The organism is Shewanella sp. Arc9-LZ (assembly GCF_010092445.1).
GTDB lineage: Bacteria > Pseudomonadota > Gammaproteobacteria > Enterobacterales > Shewanellaceae > Shewanella.
Window position 1 is genome coordinate 143154 of record NZ_CP048031.1, and the last position, 24201, is coordinate 167354.

The 24201-nt window shown below is 43.9% G+C and carries 13 protein-coding genes, 6 tRNA genes and 3 rRNA genes; 20 read left to right on the plus strand and 2 right to left on the minus strand.

Annotation, left to right across the window (positions count from 1 at the left end; all coding sequences use genetic code 11):
• Nucleotides 1-30 precede the first annotated feature (30 nt).
• The gene (locus GUY17_RS00660; RefSeq protein WP_101087393.1) at nucleotides 31-474 is read right to left on the minus strand and encodes an RNA-binding protein; all 444 of its coding nucleotides are present in this window, start codon (nucleotides 472-474) and stop codon (nucleotides 31-33) included.
• Between the two features lie 695 nt (nucleotides 475-1169).
• On the opposite strand from GUY17_RS00660, the gene GUY17_RS00665 reads away from it, so the two are divergent.
• From GUY17_RS00665 to birA, 7 genes are all read left to right on the plus strand, one after another.
• Nucleotides 1170-2712, plus strand: a 16S ribosomal RNA gene (locus GUY17_RS00665).
• Between the two features lie 87 nt (nucleotides 2713-2799).
• Nucleotides 2800-2876 (plus strand) — tRNA-Ile (locus tag GUY17_RS00670).
• A 145-nt stretch (nucleotides 2877-3021) separates the two neighbouring features.
• Nucleotides 3022-3097 (plus strand) — tRNA-Ala (locus GUY17_RS00675).
• Nucleotides 3098-3445: 348 nt separating this feature from the next.
• Nucleotides 3446-6363: ribosomal RNA gene (locus GUY17_RS00680) — 23S ribosomal RNA — on the plus strand.
• A gap of 203 nt (nucleotides 6364-6566) precedes the next feature.
• Nucleotides 6567-6682, plus strand: a 5S ribosomal RNA gene (rrf, locus tag GUY17_RS00685).
• The 16S, 23S and 5S rRNA genes sit together here with 2 tRNA genes alongside, the layout of an rRNA operon.
• Nucleotides 6683-7093: 411 nt before the next feature.
• A complete protein-coding gene (gene murB, locus GUY17_RS00690; RefSeq protein ID WP_162022026.1) occupies nucleotides 7094-8110 on the plus strand; it encodes a UDP-N-acetylmuramate dehydrogenase in 1017 nt (338 codons plus the stop codon).
• The gene (gene birA / locus GUY17_RS00695) at nucleotides 8107-9069 is read left to right on the plus strand and encodes a bifunctional biotin--[acetyl-CoA-carboxylase] ligase/biotin operon repressor BirA (RefSeq protein ID WP_162022027.1); all 963 of its coding nucleotides are present in this window, start codon (nucleotides 8107-8109) and stop codon (nucleotides 9067-9069) included. Before murB ends, birA begins: the two co-directional genes overlap by 4 nt.
• 37 nt (nucleotides 9070-9106) lie before the next feature.
• Here birA and coaA read toward each other — a convergent pair whose 3' ends face one another.
• Nucleotides 9107-10057, minus strand: coding sequence for a type I pantothenate kinase (coaA, locus tag GUY17_RS00700; RefSeq protein WP_101084798.1), 951 nt, complete (start codon nucleotides 10055-10057; stop codon nucleotides 9107-9109).
• Between the two features lie 223 nt (nucleotides 10058-10280).
• Here coaA and GUY17_RS00705 point away from each other — a divergent pair.
• From GUY17_RS00705 to rpoC, 13 genes are all read left to right on the plus strand, one after another.
• Nucleotides 10281-10356 (plus strand) — tRNA-Thr (locus GUY17_RS00705).
• 7 nt (nucleotides 10357-10363) lie between these two features.
• A tRNA-Tyr gene (locus GUY17_RS00710) sits at nucleotides 10364-10448 on the plus strand.
• Nucleotides 10449-10483: 35 nt separating this feature from the next.
• Nucleotides 10484-10557 (plus strand) — tRNA-Gly (locus GUY17_RS00715).
• A 9-nt stretch (nucleotides 10558-10566) separates the two neighbouring features.
• Nucleotides 10567-10639, plus strand: a tRNA-Ile gene (locus GUY17_RS00720).
• A 116-nt stretch (nucleotides 10640-10755) separates the two neighbouring features.
• A complete protein-coding gene (tuf, locus tag GUY17_RS00725) occupies nucleotides 10756-11940 on the plus strand; it encodes an elongation factor Tu (protein WP_101084799.1) in 1185 nt (394 codons plus the stop codon).
• Nucleotides 11941-12207: 267 nt separating this feature from the next.
• Nucleotides 12208-12579 carry a preprotein translocase subunit SecE gene (gene secE / locus GUY17_RS00730; RefSeq protein WP_162022028.1) on the plus strand — a complete coding sequence of 124 codons (372 nt, stop codon included), beginning with the start codon at nucleotides 12208-12210 and terminating at the stop codon, nucleotides 12577-12579.
• Between the two features lie 10 nt (nucleotides 12580-12589).
• Nucleotides 12590-13141 carry a transcription termination/antitermination protein NusG gene (nusG, locus tag GUY17_RS00735; RefSeq protein ID WP_011635628.1) on the plus strand — a complete coding sequence of 184 codons (552 nt, stop codon included), beginning with the start codon at nucleotides 12590-12592 and terminating at the stop codon, nucleotides 13139-13141.
• Between the two features lie 129 nt (nucleotides 13142-13270).
• Nucleotides 13271-13699, plus strand: coding sequence for a 50S ribosomal protein L11 (gene rplK, locus GUY17_RS00740; RefSeq protein WP_011635629.1), 429 nt, complete (start codon nucleotides 13271-13273; stop codon nucleotides 13697-13699).
• 4 nt (nucleotides 13700-13703) lie between these two features.
• Nucleotides 13704-14405: a 50S ribosomal protein L1 gene (gene rplA, locus GUY17_RS00745; protein WP_059746618.1), complete on the plus strand. Its 702-nt coding sequence runs from the start codon at nucleotides 13704-13706 to the stop codon at nucleotides 14403-14405.
• A 275-nt stretch (nucleotides 14406-14680) separates the two neighbouring features.
• Complete coding sequence (gene rplJ, locus GUY17_RS00750; RefSeq protein WP_011635631.1) at nucleotides 14681-15181, plus strand: 50S ribosomal protein L10; 501 nt, start codon at nucleotides 14681-14683, stop codon at nucleotides 15179-15181.
• Nucleotides 15182-15235: 54 nt separating this feature from the next.
• Entirely contained in the window at nucleotides 15236-15601 is a 366-nt protein-coding gene (rplL, locus tag GUY17_RS00755; protein ID WP_101084800.1) for a 50S ribosomal protein L7/L12, read from the plus strand.
• 235 nt (nucleotides 15602-15836) lie between these two features.
• Nucleotides 15837-19868 (plus strand): DNA-directed RNA polymerase subunit beta, encoded by a 4032-nt coding sequence (gene rpoB, locus GUY17_RS00760; RefSeq protein ID WP_101084801.1) that lies wholly within the window; start codon nucleotides 15837-15839, stop codon nucleotides 19866-19868.
• An 82-nt stretch (nucleotides 19869-19950) separates the two neighbouring features.
• Entirely contained in the window at nucleotides 19951-24177 is a 4227-nt protein-coding gene (gene rpoC, locus GUY17_RS00765) for a DNA-directed RNA polymerase subunit beta' (RefSeq protein ID WP_101084802.1), read from the plus strand.
• The last annotated feature ends 24 nt before the right edge of the window (nucleotides 24178-24201 follow it).

Consider the following 24201-nt stretch of genomic DNA (forward strand, 5'->3'; position numbering starts at 1 on the left):
TATAGTGCTAAGAACCTAGTTCAATAACGATTAGCTATTTTCCGAATCAGATTCTTGTGATTTGGCTTCTCTTACCTTTAACGTGCGCTCTTGAAAGCTATAGTCGTTTAATTTCGACATTGCTTTTTGTGCGCCCGCTTCAGACATCTCAACAAATCCAAATCCTTTGCGACGTCCAGTTTTACGGTCTCGTACTAAACGAACTGAGTTAACAGGCCCGTACTCACCAAACAATGCCTTTACTTCTCCCTCATGAACACGATAAGGCAAGTTGCCAACATATAGTGTCATTGTAGGACCAACATAAGGTTCGTCAGAAGAGCTTGAACCACTTGTTGGTATAAAGGTGAAAATTAACGTCGCAACGACTACACCAGCAATAAACGCTACCGAAGATGATGTGCCGCCAAACTGAGAAAAAACAAAAGCGCCAAGAAGCGCCGCAATCAAAACAATCACGAATGATTTCTGCATAAAATAATCTCTAATGAATATAAAAATGATAAATAACTGTTAAATACTATTACATACTAATTAAAAATTACCAGATAAACCAGACCACTGTTGAAAAATTGAGCTCAAAAGCGACTTAAATATCAAAAACAAGTAATTTACTAATTAGCCAAAGGTGGTTCTTTAATCAAAAAAGCTAAAAAAAGAACGATCTGCATAAAAGTTCAACGCTCGAAACATATCTTGAATAAAAGCGCTTGCACTAAATCTTAAGCTGCCTATAATGCGCATCCACTGACACGGCATACAGCGAAAGCGAAAACCGGTTAGCGTTATTAACAACTACTTAGTGGTGTTAGTAACAGGCGAAAAGAAGTTTGAAAAAACACTTGACGCAATAAAGGGAATGCGTAGAATACGCAGCCCAAGCCAACGACCTAGCGTCTGACGGCGATGTCTGAAAAATCGACATCAAGCTCTTTAACAATTTATCAAGTAATCTGTGTGGACATTCACAGGTATTGAGTTATTCGAAATTGTCTTCTGTTCTTCGGAATGTTGGCAATCAAAAAATTACAACTCAATGCAACGATGAGTGTTCATAGTAATATGTACAAACATTATTTAGATTCTTCCGAGTCTAATTAATGAAATCAGAATTCATTGAGCCGAAAGCTTTGTTCTTATTTATAAGGATGAGGTTTTCAAAAGAACTTTAATTGAAGAGTTTGATCATGGCTCAGATTGAACGCTGGCGGCAGGCCTAACACATGCAAGTCGAGCGGTAACACAAGGGAGCTTGCTTCTGAGGTGACGAGCGGCGGACGGGTGAGTAATGCCTAGGGATCTGCCCAGTCGAGGGGGATAACAGTTGGAAACGACTGCTAATACCGCATACGCCCTACGGGGGAAAGGAGGGGACCTTCGGGCCTTCCGCGATTGGATGAACCTAGGTGGGATTAGCTAGTTGGTGAGGTAATGGCTCACCAAGGCGACGATCCCTAGCTGTTCTGAGAGGATGATCAGCCACACTGGGACTGAGACACGGCCCAGACTCCTACGGGAGGCAGCAGTGGGGAATATTGCACAATGGGGGAAACCCTGATGCAGCCATGCCGCGTGTGTGAAGAAGGCCTTCGGGTTGTAAAGCACTTTCAGTAGGGAGGAAAGGTAATAGTTTAATAAACTATTACTGTGACGTTACCTACAGAAGAAGGACCGGCTAACTCCGTGCCAGCAGCCGCGGTAATACGGAGGGTCCGAGCGTTAATCGGAATTACTGGGCGTAAAGCGTGCGCAGGCGGTTTGTTAAGCCAGATGTGAAATCCCCGGGCTCAACCTGGGAATTGCATTTGGAACTGGCGAACTAGAGTCTTGTAGAGGGGGGTAGAATTCCAGGTGTAGCGGTGAAATGCGTAGATATCTGGAGGAATACCGGTGGCGAAGGCGGCCCCCTGGACAAAGACTGACGCTCATGCACGAAAGCGTGGGGAGCAAACAGGATTAGATACCCTGGTAGTCCACGCCGTAAACGATGTCTACTCGGAGTTTGGTGACTTAGTCACTGGGCTCCCAAGCTAACGCATTAAGTAGACCGCCTGGGGAGTACGGCCGCAAGGTTAAAACTCAAATGAATTGACGGGGGCCCGCACAAGCGGTGGAGCATGTGGTTTAATTCGATGCAACGCGAAGAACCTTACCTACTCTTGACATCCACAGAAGAGACCAGAGATGGACTTGTGCCTTCGGGAACTGTGAGACAGGTGCTGCATGGCTGTCGTCAGCTCGTGTTGTGAAATGTTGGGTTAAGTCCCGCAACGAGCGCAACCCCTATCCTTATTTGCCAGCACGTAATGGTGGGAACTCTAGGGAGACTGCCGGTGATAAACCGGAGGAAGGTGGGGACGACGTCAAGTCATCATGGCCCTTACGAGTAGGGCTACACACGTGCTACAATGGCGTATACAGAGGGTTGCAAAGCCGCGAGGTGGAGCTAATCTCACAAAGTACGTCGTAGTCCGGATCGGAGTCTGCAACTCGACTCCGTGAAGTCGGAATCGCTAGTAATCGTGGATCAGAATGCCACGGTGAATACGTTCCCGGGCCTTGTACACACCGCCCGTCACACCATGGGAGTGGGCTGCAAAAGAAGTGGGTAGTTTAACCTTCGGGAGAACGCTCACCACTTTGTGGTTCATGACTGGGGTGAAGTCGTAACAAGGTAGCCCTAGGGGAACCTGGGGCTGGATCACCTCCTTACCTATACGACTAACTCAATACCTAAAGTGCAGCGATGCATGTGAGTGTTCACACAGATTACTTGATAGAAGAAAGAGAAATTACGTTGGGTCTGTAGCTCAGCTGGTTAGAGCGCACCCCTGATAAGGGTGAGGTCGGTGGTTCAAGTCCACTCTGACCCACCAATCTTTCCTACTCTGCGTTGGATGATAACTCGTTTAGTCAACTAAACGTCGCTATCAACCGCCTTGATTAGAAACGATTGGCAAGCCAATTTTTTTGGTAAGACCTTCATTGAAGGTAAACGTAAAATCTCAACTGCATGTAAATGGGGCTATAGCTCAGCTGGGAGAGCGCCTGCCTTGCACGCAGGAGGTCTGCGGTTCGATCCCGCATAGCTCCACCATTTACACTTATCATGACGATAAGCATATGCATAGGTTAGAGATGCCAAAGATAAACGAAATTTTATCTTTGGCTTTTTTAAGCCCGCTCTTTAACAATTTGGAAAGCTGATAGTACTAACTAAAGGCGCATGAATGACGATTCGTTGTTATTGGTGTGATGATGTTAGTGCGAAAAACGTTAATGCGAAAGCATTAACACTTGAGTTCTCAAAACACTGTTTAAGTGTCTTGAATATTCTAAAAAACTAAGGCGAGTCCACTTCCTGGTCGGAGGTGAGACAAGTAAAAACCAGCTGGTCATGATATGACCCAGATGTTCACGTAAGTGAAACTCATTTGGGTTGTATGGTTAAGTGACCAAGCGTATACGGTGGATGCCTTGGCAGTCAGAGGCGATGAAGGACGTAATAACTTGCGAAAAGCGTTGGCGAGCTAGTAATAAGCATTTGAGCTAACGATATCCGAATGGGGAAACCCAGCAGCATAAGCTGTTATCACTACATGAATACATAGTGTAGTGAGGCAAACCCGGGGAACTGAAACATCTAAGTACCCGGAGGAAAAGAAATCAACCGAGATTCTCCTAGTAGCGGCGAGCGAACGGGGATTAGCCCTTAAGTCTATGGGGTGTTAGTGGAATGTGTTGGAAAGCACAGCGGCACAGGGTGATAGCCCCGTACATGAAAACTAACCATAGATGAAAACGAGTAAGGCGGGACACGTGACATCCTGTTTGAATATGGGGGGACCATCCTCCAAGGCTAAATACTCCTGACTGACCGATAGTGAACCAGTACCGTGAGGGAAAGGCGAAAAGAACCCCTGTGAGGGGAGTGAAATAGAACCTGAAACCGTATACGTACAAGCAGTGGGAGCGGTTCCGTCCTTCGGGACAAGAGACCGTGACTGCGTACCTTTTGTATAATGGGTCAGCGACTTACATTTTGTAGCGAGGTTAAGCGAATAGCGGAGCCGTAGGGAAACCGAGTGTTAACTGCGCGTTTAGTTGCAAGGTGTAGACCCGAAACCGAGTGATCTAGCCATGGGCAGGTTGAAGGTTGAGTAACATCAACTGGAGGACCGAACCGACTTATGTTGAAAAATGAGCGGATGACTTGTGGCTGGGGGTGAAAGGCCAATCAAACTCGGAGATATCTGGTTCTCCTCGAAAGCTATTTAGGTAGCGCCTCGAGCGAATACCATTGGGGGTAGAGCACTGTTAAGGCTAGGGGGTCATCCCGACTTACCAACCCTTTGCAAACTCCGAATACCAATGAGTACTACTCGGGAGACAGACAGCGGGTGCTAACGTCCGTTGTCAAAAGGGAAACAACCCAGACCGTCAGCTAAGGTCCCAAAGTGTATGTTAAGTGGGAAACGATGTGGGAAGGCTTAGACAGCTAGGATGTTGGCTTAGAAGCAGCCATCATTTAAAGAAAGCGTAATAGCTCACTAGTCGAGTCGGCCTGCGCGGAAGATTTAACGGGGCTAAACATACCACCGAAGCTACGGGTGCATTTCATTAGAGATGCGCGGTAGAGGAGCGTTCTGTAAGCGGTTGAAGGTGAAGGGGTAACCCACACTGGACGTATCAGAAGTGCGAATGCTGACATGAGTAACGATAAAGGGAGTGAAAAACTCCCTCGCCGGAAGACCAAGGGTTCCTGTCCAACGTTAATCGGGGCAGGGTGAGTCGACCCCTAAGGTGAGGCCGAAAGGCGTAATCGATGGGAAACAGATTAATATTTCTGTACTTCCGCTAACTGCGATGGAGAGACGGAGAAGGCTAGGCTAGCGCGGCGTTGGTAGTCCGCGTTTAAGGTGGTAGGTTGATTTCTTAGGCAAATCCGGGAAATCGTACTTTAATGTACAGGCTGAGAGCTGATGACGAGTCACTACGGTGATGAAGTAGTTGATGCCATGCTTCCAGGAAAATCTTCTAAGCTTCAGGTTAGTGGGAATCGTACCCCAAACCGACACAGGTGGTCGGGTAGAGAATACCAAGGCGCTTGAGAGAACTCGGCTGAAGGAACTAGGCAAAATGGTACCGTAACTTCGGGAGAAGGTACGCTCTTGTTGGTGATGAGACTTGCTCTCTAAGCTGACGGGAGTCGCAGATACCAGGTGGCTGCAACTGTTTATCAAAAACACAGCACTGTGCAAAATCGCAAGATGACGTATACGGTGTGACGCCTGCCCGGTGCCGGAAGGTTAATTGATTGGGTTATCTTCGGAGAAGCTCATGATCGAAGCCCCGGTAAACGGCGGCCGTAACTATAACGGTCCTAAGGTAGCGAAATTCCTTGTCGGGTAAGTTCCGACCTGCACGAATGGCGTAATGATGGCCACGCTGTCTCCAGCCGAGACTCAGTGAAGTTGAAATTGCGGTGAAGATGCCGTATACCCGCGGCTAGACGGAAAGACCCCGTGAACCTTTACTATAGCTTGGCACTGAACATTGAACCTACATGTGTAGGATAGGTGGGAGACTTTGAAGCTTGGACGCTAGTCTGAGTGGAGTCAATCTTGAAATACCACCCTTGTAGTTTTGATGTTCTAACTCTGGCCCCTTATCGGGGTTGAGGACAGTGCCTGGTGGGTAGTTTGACTGGGGCGGTCTCCTCCCAAAGAGTAACGGAGGAGCACGAAGGTTGGCTAAGTACGGTCGGACATCGTACGGTTAGTGCAATGGCATAAGCCAGCTTAACTGCGAGACATACACGTCGAGCAGGTACGAAAGTAGGTCATAGTGATCCGGTGGTTCTGAATGGAAGGGCCATCGCTCAACGGATAAAAGGTACTCCGGGGATAACAGGCTGATACCGCCCAAGAGTTCATATCGACGGCGGTGTTTGGCACCTCGATGTCGGCTCATCACATCCTGGGGCTGAAGTCGGTCCCAAGGGTATGGCTGTTCGCCATTTAAAGTGGTACGCGAGCTGGGTTCAGAACGTCGTGAGACAGTTCGGTCCCTATCTGCCGTGGGCGTTGGATGATTGAAGGGAGCTGCTCCTAGTACGAGAGGACCGGAGTGGACGAACCGCTGGTGTTCGGGTTGTCATGCCAATGGCATTGCCCGGTAGCTACGTTCGGAATCGATAACCGCTGAAAGCATCTAAGCGGGAAGCGAGCCCTAAGATGAGTCATCCCTAGAGCTTTAAGCTCTCTAAAGGGCCGTAGGAGACTACTACGTTGATAGGCAAGGTGTGTAAGCGTTGTGAGGCGTTGAGCTAACTTGTACTAATGACCCGTGAGGCTTAACCATACAACCCAGATGGGTTTTACTGATACGACTTAGTATTAGAATGAGGCACTTAAACAGTGGTCATAAAATGCTCCATGCGTTTATGACATCAAGTACATCCGTGTACTTGTTGAACTCAAGACTCTTGATAAGAGTAAAAGCAATCAGCTTTCCGAATTATTATTTAATGCATCAAGAATAGTGCGTTAGATAAACAAAATTTGTCTGGAAACCATAGAGCTGTGGCACCACCTGATCCCATTCCGAACTCAGAAGTGAAACACAGTATCGCCGATGGTAGTTTGGGGTCTCCCCATGCGAGAGTAGGTCATTTCCAGGCGCCTAATTGACTCGAAAGAGTAGTGATAAGCCCGTTACTAACGTAACGGGCTTTTTTACGTCTGCAATTTATAGTGTAGAGTTTGTTATTGGCCAAAACAAGTCCTCAGAAATAAGCCTTAAGCAGTGTGGCCAATATGCCTATGCGTCCCCTTCGGGGATAAAAGAGTAGGTCATTTCCAGACGCCTAATTGATTTGAGAGAGTCGCGAAACTGCACATTATTATCTAGCGGGCTTTTTTCCAAAATTAATATTCAACTTACATCCCTGCTACAATTAGTACTAAAGTTATCCATTATAGTTAATGCATAGTGCTTTTAGATTGAGATGTTTTTAGCGTGATCATGCTAATTTGTTAGCTATTCCCTGCTACAATAACAATATATTTCTGAATACGATGCCTTTCTATCTATGCCTATTTTGCTTACTTCATTAAACACATTTGGCCTTAATCAGTATTGCGACTCTTTAGTTGAAGTGACTAGCAAAGAGGAGTTAATAAAGATAAGTTTTGAGTTGTATCAACAACAGAAGAACATGCTTATTCTCGGAGGAGGCAGTAACGTCGTATTTACTGACAATTTTCAGGGCACTGTGGTTAAAGTTGGCACCAAAGGCATTACGATTAATGAAGATGATGATTTTTATTATCTCACGGTTCAAGCCGGTGAAAATTGGCATCAATTAGTTAAATATTGCTTAACTAAACATATTTATGGTTTAGAAAATATGGCTCTGATCCCTGGAACTGTCGGCGCAGCGCCAATACAAAATATCGGTGCTTATGGTGTTGAGTTTAATCGTTATTGTCACAAGATTGAATTTTTACAACTCGATACTGGTAACTTGGTACATTATAATAACGAACAATGTCACTTTGGTTATCGTGAATCCATTTTTAAACAACAACTTAAGAACTTAGTCGTTATTACTGAGGTGACCCTAAAATTGGCTAAAAAGTGGGTGCCGGTGATAAGTTATGGACCTCTTCAACACTTAGACGCTATAGATGTATCGGCGCAACAAATATTTGATTGTGTTTGTATGGTTCGTCAATCTAAGCTGCCTGATCCTAAAATATTGGGTAATGTAGGAAGTTTCTTTAAGAACCCAGTTGTATCAATAGATGACTATGACTCACTTAAAAGTCGTTATGGATCCTTAGTGGGTTATCGACAGGTTGATAACCATTACAAACTTGCTGCAGGTTGGCTAATTGAACATGCTGGCTTGAAGGGCGTTAATATCGGTGGTGCAGCAGTCCATCAAGATCAAGCTTTGGTGTTAGTTAACCTAGGTTATGCAACTGGTAATGAAGTATGCCAATTAGCGAAACACATTATTCAGATGGTTTTTGATAAATTTGCGGTTAAATTACAACCTGAGCCTAGGATTATTGGCTCTGTTGGGGAGATTGAAATAAAATGAATGAGCATTGGTCACGTAAACGCCAAATTTTAGCGTGTTTACATCATGAACGTTTTGTTTCTGGTGAGGTAATTGCGCAATCTTTATCGCTTACTCGTGCGGCAATTAATCAGCATATAGATGCATTAAAAGATTATGGTATCGAAATTTATAGTGTGAAAGGAAGAGGCTACAAATTAGCAAATCCAGTGTCGTTGGTAAATGAGTCTCATCTTGTTAATGGAATTGATGGCCGTTGTTTTTATTTTGATGAAACGACCAGTACTAATGCTTTTATGCTTGGACATGCCTCTGAATTAAAATCAGGAGATATTTGCATTGCTGAATATCAATCCGCTGGTCGAGGTCGAAGAGGGCGTCAGTGGTTGTCTCCTTATGCTCATCATATTTATGCTTCAATGTTTTGGCGTTTAAATAATGATATTAGTCATGCCAGTGGTTTAAGTTTAGTTGTTGGTTGTTCCATTGTTAAATCTCTAGCTGACTTTGGGGTTGAGGGGTTAGGGCTGAAATGGCCAAATGATATCTACCTTGATCATAAAAAATTGGCTGGAATTTTAGTTGAGGTTTGTAATTCATCCGCTAATAAAACAGAATTAGTCATTGGTTTTGGTATCAATATGAGTATGTCTGTAGAGCAGGGGGAGCTAATAGACCAGCCATGGAACGATCTGTCTAGTTTGGTGAATATACCTGATAAAACGGAGCTGTTAATTAAATTACATCAAACCCTTAAGAGTGATTTACAGCTGTTTGAGCTGAAAGGGTTGGGTGCATTCTTAGAACGTTGGAATGAATTTGATTTATTTATTGGCCGTGAAGTATCACTGCTAATGGCACCTAATTCAGTTAACGGTACTTGTCGAGGTATTGATGAGCAAGGGGCTTTATTGCTTGAAAACGAGCAAGGGCTTACACGTTATCTTGGCGGTGAAATTAGCCTTAGAGCAGTAATGTAGATGCCAGAAATGAGCCTAGGAATAGGCTCATATGTTATTATTTTCTAAGTAAAACTCGGTCCATTAAATGGTTGGGACCTTTTTGCAGAATGAGGTGGGCCCGTTCTCGTGTTGGTTGAATGTTTAATGATAAATTTGGGCCATTAATGGTATCCCAAATATTAGCAGCAATCACATTCGCCTCATCATCGGTTAAAGATGAATAGTGATGAAAAAATGAGTTTGGGTCACTAAATGCACCAGTTCTAAATTGCAAAAACCGCTGCTTATACCAATCTTTTAACAACGACTCATCAGCATCGACGTAAATTGAAAAATCAACAAAATCTGATACAAATGGCCTTCTTGTGTCTATTGGGGTATCTAAACCCGTTTGCAGCACATTTAGCCCTTCTAAAATTAAAATATCAGGCTGACGGATGGCTTGATGCTCGTCGTGACATCTATCGTATGTAACATGTGAATAAAGCGGTGCAAGAATCTCTTTCTGTCCCGCTTTAACTGCCGAAATGAATTCTACCAACATTTTCATGTCGTAACTTTCAGGAAAACCTTTGCGCTGGAGTAACCCTTTACGTTTTAGGTCTGCCAAGGGATATAAAAAACCATCTGTGGTGACTAAATCAACTTTAGGATGCTCGGGCCAACGTTGCAATAACGTTTGTAATATACGCGCTGTGGTACTCTTACCAACGGCGACACTTCCTGCGATACTAATGATATAAGGGCCAGGGGAAGCTTTTTGCTCCAGAAACTTATCAAGAACAAGTCCACGCTGTTGTTTTGAGCCGACAAATAAATTCAGTAAACGGCTGAGAGGAAGGTAAATGTCAGTGACTTCGTCTAAAGACAGCTTTTCATTCATACCACGCAGGTTTTCTAATTCAGCCTGACTCAATGTGAGCGGCACTGATTTACGTAATTCAGCCCAATGCTCGCGCTGAAAAGCAAAGTAGAGTGCATCTTGTATTGAGTTAATTGGATTCATAACCATTCCTCTAGGTTGGTCAGGCACATTACACTATCGAATAAATGGCGACAATAGTTTGCTCCTCATTTGTCTTCATCGCCCATTACATTTGCCTATAAATCGCACTTTCTAAGTGAAACGAGTGTAAAAAAACGTCATTTGAAACTTTTTTTTGGTTTTTTATCATTTTCCTATTGCACTCCGAGGCACATTTACCTAATATCCGACTCCGAAATGACACGCCGGCATAGCTCAGTTGGTAGAGCAACTGACTTGTAATCAGTAGGTCCCGAGTTCGACTCTTGGTGCCGGCACCATTTTTCTGGAGGGGTTCCCGAGTGGCCAAAGGGATCAGACTGTAAATCTGACGGCTCAGCCTTCGAAGGTTCGAATCCTTCTCCCTCCACCACTTTCTAGGTAGTTAGGTAGCCTAAAATAGGTTGCGCGGATGTCGTATAATGGTATTACTCCAGCCTTCCAAGCTGATAACGCGGGTTCGATTCCCGCCATCCGCTCCAAATTTGTTCGCTGATATGGCTCAGTTGGTAGAGCGCACCCTTAATGAGGGTGAGGTCGGCAGTACGAATCTGCCTATCAACATCCCATGTCATGAATAAACTTCCTAACCCTAAATAATCGATTCGATGTCATTTTTATGCATCGGATTTTTACTATATGTGTTTTCATCACCAAGATAATTGGACTGAGGCAATACCATGGCAAAAGCTAAATTTGAACGTAAAAAGCCCCATGTAAACGTGGGCACCATCGGTCACGTTGACCATGGTAAAACAACTTTAACAGCAGCAATCTCTGCCGTTTTGTCTAAAACTTATGGTGGTGAAGTTAAAAACTTCGCTCAAATCGATAACGCTCCAGAAGAGCGTGAGCGCGGTATTACAATTAATACTTCTCACATCGAATATGACACACCAATTCGTCACTACGCACACGTAGATTGTCCAGGTCACGCGGATTATGTTAAAAACATGATTACCGGTGCTGCACAGATGGACGGCGCAATCTTAGTAGTTGCTGCTACAGACGGCCCAATGCCACAGACTCGTGAGCACATCCTGCTTTCTCGTCAAGTAGGCGTACCTTTCATCATCGTATTCATGAACAAATGTGACATGGTAGATGACGAAGAATTACTAGAATTAGTAGAAATGGAAGTGCGTGAGCTTCTTTCAGAATACGACTTCCCAGGTGATGATTTACCAGTAATTCAAGGTTCAGCTCTTAAGGCACTAGAAGGCCAGCCAGAGTGGGAAGCAAAAATTCTTGAGCTTGCAGAAGCTTTAGATACTTATATTCCAGAACCAGCTCGTGACATCGATAAGCCATTCCTACTACCAATCGAAGACGTATTCTCGATTTCAGGTCGTGGTACAGTGGTAACAGGTCGTGTTGAACGTGGTATCGTTCGCGTATCAGACGAAGTTGAAATTGTTGGTGTTCGTCCAACAACTAAAACAACGTGTACTGGTGTAGAAATGTTCCGCAAGCTACTTGACGAAGGTCGTGCTGGCGAAAACTGTGGTGTGTTATTACGTGGTACTAAGCGTGATGACGTAGAACGTGGTCAAGTACTAGCTAAGCCTGGTTCAATTAACCCACACACAACTTTCGAATCAGAAGTTTACGTGTTGTCAAAAGAAGAAGGCGGACGTCATACTCCATTCTTCAAAGGCTACCGTCCACAATTCTTCTTCCGTACAACAGACGTAACAGGCACAATTGAGTTACCAGAAGGCGTAGAAATGGTTATGCCTGGTGATAACATCAAGATGGTCGTTACTCTGATTTACCCAATCGCGATGGACGACGGTTTACGTTTCGCTATCCGTGAAGGTGGCCGTACAGTTGGTGCAGGTGTTGTAGCTAAAATTATCGCGTAATAGCGAGTTTAGTGAACACTAAAAAAGGAAGCTTAGGCTTCCTTTTTTATTTTTAGGGTGAGGTTAGTAACAAAAATCGATTTTTGATTGATTTATTGCTCTTACTTTGCCTGTATTGTTGCGAATAAAGCTGAATAAGAATACAATCTATGGCCGATTTTTGACCCTGTGCTTATGCATTTTCTGGGAAAGTTCGGAAATGCGGATTTGGTAAATATGTTGTTTACCAAGCTAAGCCCAGGTCGTAGTGAGTAACGGAATTAACCGATGACAACAAATACTGAAAACCAGAGTACTTCTTTGGATATCGTTAAGTGGGGCATAGCTGCATTGCTAATTGCTACTGCTGTTATAGGCAATCAATTTTATGCAGACGCTAATGTTGTGGCTCGTGTTGCTGGGGTAATTATTGCCTTCGCTATTGCAGGCATCATTGCACTGCAGACAAGCAAGGGTAAGCAGGCACAATCTTTTGCTAGAGAAGCCCATATTGAAGTGCGTAAAGTCGTTTGGCCAACTCGCCAAGAGGCGCTAAACACTACCTTTATAGTACTTGCAGCTACTGCAGTAATGGCATTAATCCTTTGGGGATTAGATGCTATATTGTTACGAGTAGTCAATTTAATTACTGGCGTATAGGCATCTGAAAATGACTGAAGTTACAGAAGCGAAAAAAAGATGGTATGTGATCCAAGCCTTTTCGGGCTATGAAGGCCGTGTACTTAAAACACTGCTTGAACATATCAAAATGCACAATATGGAAGAATACTTCGGTGAGATTTTAGTTCCTACCGAAGAAGTTGTTGAAATGCGTGCAGGTCAACGTCGTAAGAGTGAGCGTAAGTTTTTCCCTGGTTATGTATTAGTCCAGATGGAAATGAACGACGATAGCTGGCACTTAGTCAAAAGTATTCCACGTGTAATGGGCTTTATTGGTGGTACATCAGATCGCCCTGCACCGATTTCTGACAAGGAAGCTGACGCTATTCTTCAACGCCTTCAAGACACTGTTGAATCACCAACTCATCGTATTATGTACGAGCCAGGTGAAGTTGTCCGTGTTTGTGACGGTCCATTTGCTGACTTTAACGGTACTATTGAAGAAGTCGATTATGAAAAGAACCGTATTAAAGTTTCGGTGATGATTTTCGGTCGTTCAACACCAGTAGAATTAGATTTTAATCAAGTTGAAAAAAGCTGATTAAAATAACTACAAAATAAACATTGTTTGCGGGTGCGTATTTTTATATAATTCGCACCCGTTGTTTTCAGGGGAGCGTATTGGCATGTCGCCAACATGCGTTTGAACCCAAATTGAGGAAATGTCGACATGGCAAAGAAAATTGAAGCTTATATTAAGCTACAAGTAGCAGCTGGCGCTGCAAACCCGTCTCCACCAGTTGGACCTGCTTTAGGTCAAAAAGGTGTGAACATCATGGAATTCTGTAAAGCATTCAACGCTCGTACTGAAAAGTTCGAAAAAGGTATGCCAATTCCTGTTGTTATCACTGTATATAATGACCGTTCTTTCACTTTTGAAACTAAGACTCCACCTGCATCTTTCTTACTGCTTAAAGCAGTTGGTCTGAAATCAGGTTCTGGCCGTCCTAATACTCAAAAAGTAGGTACTATCAAGCGTAGCGCAGTTCAGGAAATTGCTGAAACTAAAGCTGCTGATATGACTGGTGCTGATATTGAAGCGATGACTCGCTCAATTGAAGGTACTGCACGTTCAATGGGTTTGGTAGTAGAGGATTAATATAATGGCAAAGCTAACTAAGCGTGCTCGCGTTATCCGCGAAAAAGTTGATGCAACAAAATTGTATGACATCAACGAAGCCGTAGTACTTTTACAAGAATTAGCGACTGCTAAATTTGTTGAGAGTGTTGACGTAGCTGTTAATCTAGGTATCGATCCTCGTAAATCAGATCAAAACGTGCGTGGTGCTACTGTACTTCCACATGGTACTGGTCGTGATGTTCGTGTTGCTGTATTCACACAAGGTGCAAACGCTGAAGCTGCTATCGCTGCTGGCGCTGAACTAGTGGGTATGGAAGATTTAGCTGAAAAAGTTAAAGCTGGCGAAATGAACTTTGACGTTGTTATCGCATCTCCAGATGCAATGCGCGTTGTTGGTATGTTAGGTCAAATCTTAGGCCCACGTGGTTTAATGCCTAACCCTAAAACTGGTACAGTAACGCCAAACGTTGCTGAAGCAGTTAAGAATGCCAAAGCGGGTCAAGTTCGTTACAGAAACGACAAAAACGGTATTATTCATACAACTATCGGTAAAGTAACTTTTACAACTGAGCAGTTGAGAGAAAACTTAGAATCGTTAGTGTCAGCACTGAAAAAGGCTAAGCCTGCAGTTGCTAAAGGCATTTACGTGAAAAAGATTAGCATCTCTACCACTATGGGTGCAGGTGTTGCTATCGACCAGAGTTCTCTGGAAGAAGCGAAGTAATATACAAAGCGCGCGTATTAGTCTATAATGCGCGCACTTTGTGGGTTGAAGCCGCTTTTATGCATTAGTTTTAAATTTTTGTATATTAGAGTCGGTTTCCGTCCAAGACCGCAGGTGTTAATCGTAAGATTAACTTAATTTCCAGCGTAGACGGTGTCAGGCCCCAGCTAAATTTTTTTACTGGAAAATCTGCACCGTAAGTAATTAAACACATAAGTGTTTAATTTGGTAAATACTAGGGAAAATTCCCTAGGTAGAATCCAGGAGTAAAGCCAATGGCATTAAGACTCGAAGACAAACAGGCAATTGTTGCTGAAGTCAACGAAGCTGCCAAAGGTGCACTTTCTGCAGTTGTTGCCGATTCACGTGGCGTAACTGTAGGTGCTATGACCGGTCTGCGTAAAGCTGCTCGCGAAAATGGTGTGTTTGTACGTGTAGTACGTAACACCCTTGCTCGTCGTGCAGTTCAAGGTACAGCTTTTGAGTGCCTAGCAGAAACGTTCACTGGCCCAACTTTAATAGCTTTCTCTAACGAGCATCCAGGTGCTGCAGCGCGTCTTTTAAAAGACTTCGCTAAGGGTCAAGCAAAATTTGAAGTTAAAGGTGCAGCTTTCGAAGGGATGTTTATCCCTGCAGCTGATATTGATCGTTTAGCGAAACTACCAACATACGAAGAAGCACTAGCTCAGTTGATGATGACTATGAAAGAAGCATCTGCTGGCAAGTTCGTTCGTACATTGGCCGCCCTTCGCGATCAAAAACAAGACGCCGCTTAATTTTAGGCTGGCAGCTTAATAAAATTGAATTCAGAACAATAGGAAATATTTCTAATGTCTATCACTAAAGACCAAATGTTAGAAGCTTTTGCAGCAATGTCTGTAATGGAAGTAGTTGAACTAATCGAAGCTATGGAAGAGAAATTCGGCGTTTCTGCTGCTGCTGCAGTAGTTTCAGGCGGCGGCGATGCTGTTGTTGCTGAAGAGCAAACAGAATTTGACGTAGTACTTACTTCATTCGGCGAAAACAAAGTAGCTGTTATTAAAGCTCTTCGTAGCGCTACAGGTTTAGGCCTGAAAGAAGCTAAGACTATGGCTGAATCTTCTCCAATCGCAGTTAAAGAAGCTGTGTCTAAAGAAGAAGCTGCAACTCTTAAAGCTGATCTAGAAGCCGCTGGTGCTTCTGTTGAAGTTAAGTAAGCTATAATTTAGCTTGCATCACCCAAGTGATTGGGTGAAGGCTGACGGTTTTTTAACCGTTGGCCTTTTTTGCGCTTTATGCGCAGGCGATTTTTTTCACCTTTTGTCGCCAGTTTTAACAGTCCCTAGCAGAGATTACTGGTTAGGTTCTTGTCAACAAGGGTGATAGGCAAACGTGCTGATTTAATTAATATTAATTTCAGTCTTGGTCACATCTCGTAAGCAGAGGAAACCCATGGTTTACTCCTATTCTGAAAAGAAGCGTATTCGCAAAGACTTTGGTAAGCGTCCAAAAGTTTTGGACATCCCTTATTTATTGTCTATCCAGTTAGACTCTTTTAAGAAGTTCACCGATCATGACCCTACGGGTGAGCGTGGCTTAGAAGCCGCATTCCGTAGCGTTTTTCCTATCAAGAGCTTTTCTGGCTATTCTGAGCTGCAATATGTCAGCTACAAGCTAGGTGAGCCAGTTTTTGATGTGAAAGAATGTCAGATCCGCGGTGTAACTTATTCGGCACCACTACGCGTTAAATTACGCATGGTGTTGTTTGACCGTGAAGCTGCTGCTGGCACTGTTAAAGACATTAAAGAGCAAGAAGTCTACATGGGTGATATTCCTATGATGACGAATAACGGTACTTTCGTTATTAACGGTACTGAGCGTGTAATCGTGTCTCAGTTACACCGTTCTCCAGGTGTGTTCTTTGATCATGACCGTGGTAAAACCCACTCTTCTGGTAAGGTGCTGTATAACGCACGTATTATTCCTTACCGTGGTTCATGGCTTGACTTTGAATTTGATCCTAAAGATGCTCTATTCGTTCGTATCGACCGTCGTCGTAAATTACCGGCAACGATCATTTTACGTGCGCTTGAATATTCTACTCAAGATATCCTCGATTTATTCTTCGAGCGTATTGAGTTTAAGATTAAAAAAGAATCATTAGTCATGGCACTTGTGCCTGACCGCCTACGTGGTGAAACTGCTGGCTATGACATTAAAGATGCTGAAGGCGCTTTATTGGTTGAAGCTGGTCGTCGCATTACTGCACGTCACATTAAGCAACTTGAGAAAACCAACACTACTGAACTAGAAGTGCCAGTAGATTATATTGTTGGTAAGTATGCTGCTCAAGACTACATCGATGAAGATACCGGTGAAGTGTTAGTGACTGCAAACAGCGAGATTACCTTAGAAGATTTAGCTAAGCTATCACTTGCTGGTATTAAGAATATTGATACATTATTTATCAATGATCTTGATCACGGTGCTTACATTGCTGACACATTACGAATTGATTCAACAACTAACCGCTTAGAAGCGCTAGTTGAAATCTATCGTATGATGCGTCCTGGTGAGCCACCAACCAAAGATGCAGCTGAAGGTTTATTCCAAAACCTATTCTTTAGTGAAGAACGTTATGACTTATCTAAAGTAGGTCGTATGAAGTTCAACCGTCGTCTTGAGATTGCTGAAGACGAAGGTAACGGTGTGTTGTCTAAAGAAGACATCGTATCTGTTATGAAGAAAATCATCGAAATCCGTAACGGTTATGATGAAGTCGACGATATTGACCACTTAGGTAACCGTCGTATTCGTAGCGTTGGTGAAATGGCTGAAAACCAGTTCCGTGTTGGTTTAGTCCGTGTTGAGCGTGCTGTTCGTGAACGTCTATCTTTAGGCGATTTAAACGAGCTTATGCCACAAGACTTAATTAACGCTAAGCCAATTTCTGCGGCAGTGAAAGAATTCTTTGGTTCTTCACAGTTGTCACAATTTATGGATCAAAACAACCCGCTATCAGAAGTAACGCATAAGCGTCGTATTTCTGCGCTTGGCCCTGGTGGTTTGACTCGTGAGCGTGCTGGTTTCGAAGTTCGTGACGTACATCCAACTCACTACGGTCGTTTATGTCCAATTGAGACCCCTGAAGGTCCAAACATTGGTCTAATCAACTCGTTAGCAAGTTTTGCGCGTACTAACTCTTACGGCTTCTTAGAAACACCTTACCGCAAAGTGGTTGATGGTGTGATTACTGATGATGTTGAATATTTATCAGCAATCGAAGAAGGTCGTTACGTTATTGCTCAGGCTAACATCGAAGTTGATGCTGATGGCCGTATGGCAGAAGAACAAATTGCTTGTCGTCACAAAGGTGAATCTACCTTTATGCGTGCAGCTGATGTTCAGTATATGGACGTATCTCCACAACAGATTATTTCTGTTGCAGCATCATTAATTCCGTTCTTAGAACACGATGATGCTAACCGCGCATTGATGGGTGCAAACATGCAACGTCAAGCAGTACCAACTTTACGTGCTGATAAGCCGTTAGTCGGAACGGGTATTGAACGTACTCTTGCTGTTGACTCTGGTGTGGTTGTAGCTGCTAAACGTGGCGGTGTGGTTGATTATGTTGATGCTAGCCGTATCGTAGTTAAAGTAAATGAAGATGAGCTACACGCAGGTGAAGCCGGTATCGACATTTATAACCTAACTAAATATACCCGTTCAAACCAAAACACTTGTATTAACCAACGTCCTTGTTGTTCTGTTGGTGAGCCTGTGGTTCGTGGTGACGTATTGGCAGATGGTCCATCTACCGATTTAGGTGATTTGGCTCTTGGTCAGAACATGCGTATCGCGTTCATGCCTTGGAACGGTTATAACTTCGAAGATTCGATCTTAATTTCTGAGCGCGTAGCGCAAGAAGACCGTTTCACTACTATCCATATCCAAGAGCTTTCTTGTATTGCTCGTGATACTAAATTGGGTAGCGAAGAAATCACTGCTGATATTCCAAACGTAGGTGAGTCTGCTTTATCTAAACTAGATGAATCAGGTATCGTTTACATTGGTGCAGAAGTGAAGGGTGGCGACATTCTAGTGGGTAAAGTGACACCTAAGGGTGAAACACAGTTAACCCCTGAAGAGAAACTACTCCGAGCTATTTTTGGTGAAAAAGCTTCTGACGTTAAGGACAGCTCATTACGTGTTCCTAACTCAGTGAAAGGCACCATCATCGACGTACAGGTATTTACCCGTGACGGCGTTGAGAAAGACAAACGTGCGCTTGAAATTGAAGACATGCATGTTCGCCAAGCTCGTAAAGACTTAGGCGAAGAGTTCAAGATCCTTGAAGAAGGCGTATTGGGCCGTGCACGTAACTTGTTACTGTCTGTGGGTTATTCTGAAGCTAAGTTAGCTGAGATACCACGTAAAGACGTATTGATTCAAGTTATCGACGATGAAACCAAACAAACTGAATTAGAGCAGTTAGCGGAACAGCACGAAGAGCTAAAAGCTGACTTTGATAAGACATTTGAAATCAAGCGTCGTAAGATCACCCAAGGTGATGACTTGGCTCCTGGTGTATTGAAGATTGTTAAGGTTTACCTTGCAGTTAAACGTACTATCCAGCCTGGTGACAAGATGGCAGGTCGTCATGGTAACAAAGGTGTTATCTCGAAGATTTGTCCTGTTGAAGACATGCCATACGATGAAGAAGGTAACCCTGTAGACATCGTACTTAACCCATTGGGCGTACCATCGCGTATGAACATCGGTCAGGTACTTGAAGTCCACATGGGCGCAGCAGCTAAGGGTATCGGTAATAAGATTACTGCTATGCTTGAAGAGCAGCGTGAAATTGCCGAACTTCGTGGTTACATCAAGCAAGTGTACGAATTAGGTGATGACGTGCTTCAGCGCGTTGATATCGATTCGTTTACTGATGATGAAGTTGTGCGCTTGGCTACCAACCTTAAAGGTGGTATTCCAATTGCTACACCAGCATTCGACGGTGCTAAAGAGAAAGAGATCAAGCAAATGCTTGCTCTTGCAGGCTTACCTGAGTCTGGTCAGTTGACATTATGTGACGGCCGTACCGGTAACGAATTTGAGCGTAAAGTAACCGTTGGTTACATGTATATGCTTAAATTGAACCACTTAGTTGATGACAAGATGCATGCTCGTTCTACGGGTTCATACAGCTTAGTGACTCAACAACCATTGGGCGGTAAAGCTCAATTCGGTGGTCAGCGTTTCGGTGAGATGGAAGTGTGGGCACTTGAAGCATATGGTGCTGCTTATACTCTACAAGAAATGCTAACAGTTAAGTCAGATGACGTTAACGGTCGTACTCAGATGTATAAAAACATCGTCGACGGTAACCATCAGATGCAACCAGGCATGCCTGAGTCTTTCAACGTATTGTTGAAGGAAATTCGTTCACTTGGTATTAATATCGAGTTGGACCAAGAGTAAGCATCGCACTTAAGCAATGTTTGGTAACCAAGGGTGCTTTGCAGCAGCAAAGCACCTGGTTTAACTCCTTCAGGAGAGAAACGTGAAAGACTTATTAAAGTTTCTTAAACAGCAAAGTAAGACTGAAGAATTTAACGGTATAAAAATTGGTTTGGCCTCGCCAGACCTAATCCGTTCTTGGTCTTTTGGTGAAGTAAAGAAGCCAGAAACCATTAACTACCGTACATTCAAGCCTGAACGTGAAGGTTTGTTCTGTGCGCGTATCTTTGGTCCAGTTAAAGATTACGAATGTTTGTGTGGTAAATACAAGCGTTTGAAGCATCGTGGTGTTATTTGTGAAAAGTGTGGCGTAGAAGTTACCCAGACTAAAGTGCGTCGTGAGCGCATGGGTCACATTGATCTGGCTAGCCCAGTTGCCCACATTTGGTTCTTAAAATCACTTCCGTCACGTATCGGCTTAATGCTAGATATGACGTTACGTGATATTGAACGCGTACTGTATTTCGAATCATTTGTTGTGATCGAGCCTGGCATGACCACGCTTGAACGCGGCCAAATGCTAACCGAAGAAACGTATCTTGATGCGTTAGAAGAATACGGTGACGAGTTTGAAGCTAAGATGGGTGCTGAAGCCGTTCTTGAATTGCTACGTGCTATCAACTTAGCTGAACAGATCGAGCAAATGCGTGAAGAGTTGCCTTCAATTAACTCTGAAACCCGTCGCAAGAAGGTCACTAAGCGCCTTAAGCTGATGGAAGCATTCTTCACATCTGGCAACAAGCCAGAGTGGATGATCTTAAAAGTATTACCGGTTCTTCCACCTGATCTACGTCCATTAGTGCCGTTAGATGGTGGTCGTTTCGCGACATCTGATCTTAACGATCTTTATCGTCGTGTGATTAACCGTAACAACCGCTTAAAGCGTCTGTTAGATTTAGCTGCGCCTGACATTATCGTACGTAACGAAAAACGTATGTTACAAGAGTCAGTTGATGCGCTATTAGACAACGGTCGTCGCGGTCGTGCTATTACCGGTTCTAACAAGCGTCCGCTTAAATCTCTTGCTGATATGATCAAGGGTAAGCAAGGTCGTTTCCGTCAGAACTTACTTGGTAAGCGTGTTGACTATTCAGGCCGTTCGGTAATTACCGTAGGTCCTACTTTACGTCTGCATCAGTGTGGTCTTCCTAAGAAGATGGCGCTTGAGCTATTCAAACCATTCATTTACGGCAAATTAGAAGCGCGTGGTTTAGCGACTACTATTAAAGCTGCTAAGAAAATGGTTGAACGCGAACAGGCTGAAGTATGGGATGTGTTAGACGAAGTAATTCGTGAACATCCAGTCATGCTTAACCGTGCACCAACACTTCACAGACTGGGTATTCAAGCATTTGAACCTGTACTGATTGAAGGTAAAGCAATTCAATTGCATCCGTTAGTTTGTGCGGCATACAACGCCGACTTCGACGGTGACCAAATGGCGGTTCACGTACCATTAACGCTTGAAGCTCAGTTAGAAGCTCGTGCGCTAATGATGTCTACCAACAACATTTTGTCACCAGCTAACGGTGAGCCAGTAATTACTCCGTCTCAGGACGTTGTATTAGGCTTGTACTACACCAGCCGTGAATGTATTAACGGTCGCGGTGAAGGTATGGCATTCGCTGATGTGTCAGAAGTAGAAAAAGCTTACGCTACTGGTGTTGCTGAACTACATGCTCGCGTTAAAGTGCGTATTACTGAAACGAACATCGCAGAAGATGGCGAAAGAACGAAAGCAACTCGTATCATTGATACGACTGTGGGTCGTGCTCTTTTATCATTAATTTTGCCTGAAGGCTTATCGTATGATTTGGTTAACCAAAACATGGGTAAGAAACAGATTTCTAAGCTGTTGAACACTTGTTATCGTCAACTAGGTCTTAAAGATACCGTTATCTTTGCTGACCAATTGATGTATACAGGTTTCCGTTTTGCAACCATTTCTGGTGCCTCTGTTGGTATCGATGACATGGTTATTCCAGACGAGAAATACACCTTAGTAGCAGACGCTGAAGCTGAAGTACTTGAAATTCAAGAGCAGTTCCAGTCAGGTCTTGTTACTGCCGGTGAGCGTTACAACAAAGTTATCGATATCTGGGCAAGCGCGAACGAAAAAGTTTCAAAAGCGATGATGGAAAACCTGTCAACTGAGACAGTGATTAACCGTGATGGCGTACCTGAGCAACAAGCTTCGTTTAACAGCATCTATATGATGGCTGACTCGGGCGCTCGTGGTAGTGCTGCACAGATCCGTCAGTTAGCGGGTATGCGTGGTTTGATGGCTAAGCCAGATGGCTCAATCATCGAAACCCCAATTACGGCTAACTTCCGTGAAGGTCTAAACGTACTTCAGTACTTTATTTCTACTCACGGTGCGCGTAAAGGTCTTGCCGATACAGCATTGAAGACAGCTAACTCGGGTTATCTAACTCGTCGTTTAGTAGACGTTGCACAAGACTTAGTGGTTATCGAAGATGACTGTGGTGTTGAGCATGGTCTTACAATGAAACCGCTTATTGAAGGTGGTGATGTTGTTGAGCCATTACGTGAACGTGTTCTAGGTCGTGTGGTTGCTCTTGACGTAATGAAGCCTGGTACTGATGAAGTGCTTGCTCCACGCAACACACTTCTTGATGAAGCATGGTGTAATACGTTAGAAGAACACAGTATTGATGAAGTGATTGTACGTTCTGTAATTACCTGTGACACAGACTTCGGTGTGTGTGCAGCGTGTTATGGTCGTGACTTGGCGCGTGGTCATATTATTAACCACGGTGAAGCTATTGGTGTTGTTGCAGCACAGTCTATCGGTGAGCCTGGTACACAGTTAACCATGCGTACCTTCCACATTGGTGGTGCGGCATCTCGAGCTTCTGCAGAAAACAACGTTCAAGTTAAGAACGCCGGTTCTCTGAAGTTACACAATGCTAAGCATGTCTCTAACATCGACGGTAAGCTCGTTATCGTATCGCGTTCTTCTGAGTTAGCCATCATCGATGAGCTAGGTCGTGAGAAAGAGCGTTATAAAGTGCCTTACGGTACAGTTTTAGAGAAGTTGGAAGAGAGTGAAGTTGCAGCTGGCGAAATCATCGCTAACTGGGATCCACATACTCACCCAATTATTTCTGAAGTTGCAGGTAGTGTGAAGTTCGTTGACATGATTGATGGTGTCACTATGACGCGTCAAACAGATGAGTTAACGGGTCTATCTTCTGTCGTTGTGCTCGATGTTGGTGCGCGTACTTCAGCCGGTAAAGAATTGCGTCCAGCAATTCGCTTAGTTGATGCCGATGGTAATGACTTAATGATCCCTGGTACTGAAGTACCAGCTCAATACTTCTTACCGGGTAACGCGATTGTATCGAAAGATGATAACGCAAAAATCAACGTTGGTGACCCATTAGCACGTATTCCACAAGAATCGTCTAAAACTCGCGACATCACCGGTGGTCTACCACGTGTTGCTGACTTATTCGAAGCGCGTAAACCAAAAGAGCCTGCAATTCTTGCAGAAATCTCTGGTACTATCTCGTTCGGTAAGGAAACTAAGGGTAAACGTCGTCTAGTGATCACTCCTGCAGATGGTAGTGAACATTATGAAGAGATGATCCCTAAGTGGCGTAACTTGAACGTGTTCGAAGGTGAAAAAGTCGAACGTGGTGAAGTTATTGCAGACGGTCCAGAAGCGGCTCATGACATCTTGCGTCTTCGTGGTATCCACAACGTAGCAAACTACATTGTGAACGAAGTACAGGACGTTTACCGTCTACAGGGCGTTAAGATCAACGATAAGCACATCGAAGTTATCATTCGTCAAATGTTACGTAAGTGTCTAATCACTTCAACAGGCGACACTGAGTTCTTAGAAGGTGAGCAAGCAGAAGTATCACGCGTGAAGATTGCTAACCGTGAGCTAATCGCTCAAGGTAAAACACCTGCAACGTTTGAACGTGAATTACTCGGTATTACCAAAGCTTCTTTGGCAACTGAATCATTCATCTCTGCTGCATCGTTCCAGGAAACCACTCGTGTGTTAACTGAAGCGGCCGTTGGCGGTAAGAGCGATCCACTACGTGGTTTGAAAGAAAACGTAATCGTAGGTCGTTTGATCCCAGCAGGTACAGGTTATGCTTATCACAAAACCCGTAACGAAGAACGTGCTAAAGTATTAAGCTCTCGTGGCAAAGTGGAAACTACTACAGTAACCGCAAGCGAAGCTGAAAAGAACCTAGCAGATCTACTAAATCTGGCCGGTAGCCAAGATTAAGTTAGTATTTTGTTAAAAAAAGGC

Bases quoted from the DNA above. Each gene is read 5' to 3' on its own strand.
- rplK (WP_011635629.1), top strand. From the start codon at position 13,271: ATGGCAAAGAAAATTGAAGCTTATATTAAGCTACAAGTAGCAGCTGGC.
- GUY17_RS00660 (WP_101087393.1), bottom strand. From the start codon at position 474: ATGCAGAAATCATTCGTGATTGTTTTGATTGCGGCGCTTCTTGGCGCT.
- rpoB (WP_101084801.1), top strand. From the start codon at position 15,837: ATGGTTTACTCCTATTCTGAAAAGAAGCGTATTCGCAAAGACTTTGGT.
- coaA (WP_101084798.1), bottom strand. From the start codon at position 10,057: ATGAATCCAATTAACTCAATACAAGATGCACTCTACTTTGCTTTTCAG.
- secE (WP_162022028.1), top strand. From the start codon at position 12,208: ATGACAACAAATACTGAAAACCAGAGTACTTCTTTGGATATCGTTAAG.
- nusG (WP_011635628.1), top strand. From the start codon at position 12,590: ATGACTGAAGTTACAGAAGCGAAAAAAAGATGGTATGTGATCCAAGCC.
- tuf (WP_101084799.1), top strand. From the start codon at position 10,756: ATGGCAAAAGCTAAATTTGAACGTAAAAAGCCCCATGTAAACGTGGGC.
- rplJ (WP_011635631.1), top strand. From the start codon at position 14,681: ATGGCATTAAGACTCGAAGACAAACAGGCAATTGTTGCTGAAGTCAAC.
- murB (WP_162022026.1), top strand. From the start codon at position 7,094: ATGCCTATTTTGCTTACTTCATTAAACACATTTGGCCTTAATCAGTAT.
- birA (WP_162022027.1), top strand. From the start codon at position 8,107: ATGAATGAGCATTGGTCACGTAAACGCCAAATTTTAGCGTGTTTACAT.
- rplL (WP_101084800.1), top strand. From the start codon at position 15,236: ATGTCTATCACTAAAGACCAAATGTTAGAAGCTTTTGCAGCAATGTCT.
- rplA (WP_059746618.1), top strand. From the start codon at position 13,704: ATGGCAAAGCTAACTAAGCGTGCTCGCGTTATCCGCGAAAAAGTTGAT.